This is a genomic window from Aeromonas sp. Y318-1 (genome assembly GCF_027706125.1).
Taxonomy (GTDB): Bacteria; Pseudomonadota; Gammaproteobacteria; order Enterobacterales; family Aeromonadaceae; genus Aeromonas; species Aeromonas hydrophila.
Genome location: NZ_JAPDCM010000052.1, coordinates 1 through 601, shown reverse-complemented (window position 1 = coordinate 601; position 601 = coordinate 1). Strand labels below are relative to the sequence as shown.

The following is a 601-nucleotide window of genomic DNA, read 5'->3' as shown; positions in this document are numbered from 1 at the left end:
AACACGCGGTTGGCGAAGAGGAAGTGTGGCAGCGGGTCGCCGGCCAGTTCCGCCTGCGGGATGCACAGCAGCGCACCGAAGCAGTAGAGGGCGATGGTCAGGAAGATGATGCTCAGGCCGAGGATCATCGAACGCGGGATGTTGCGCTCCGGACGCCGCGTCTCCTCCACCAGCGGGCAGACGAACTCGGCGCCGACGAAGCCCCACACGGCCATCGCGGTGAGCGCCAGGGCGCTTACCCCGAGCGGGTTCCAGCCGCTCGCCAGGGCGGTCTGCGCGGAAGCGTGGTCGCTGCTCACCGCACCCAGGCCGAGCACCAGCAGGACGATCATCATCAGCAGCGCCAGGGCGCTCTGCAGGCGCGCGAAGATGTCGATGCCGAGCAGGTTGAGCAGGGTGAACAGGCCGAGCACGCCGTAGGCCACCAGCATCGGCGGCAGCGCGCCGGGGTAGACCTTGCCGATGATCAGGTCGAGCAGCAGCAGTTCCGCCGAGAGGGCGAACATCGCCACCACCACGTAGCCGGAAAAGGTCGCCAGGATCGCCGGGAAATGCCCGATGGCCACCTCGGTGTAGCTGCTCAGGCTACCGGCGCGGGGAA

1 protein-coding gene is annotated in these 601 nt (G+C 68.1%); it reads right to left on the bottom strand.

Features of this window, described 5'->3' with window-relative positions:
• A partial coding sequence (locus OKB87_RS23555) for an amino acid permease (protein ID WP_270828630.1) occupies nt 1-601 on the bottom strand: 601 nt, incomplete at both ends.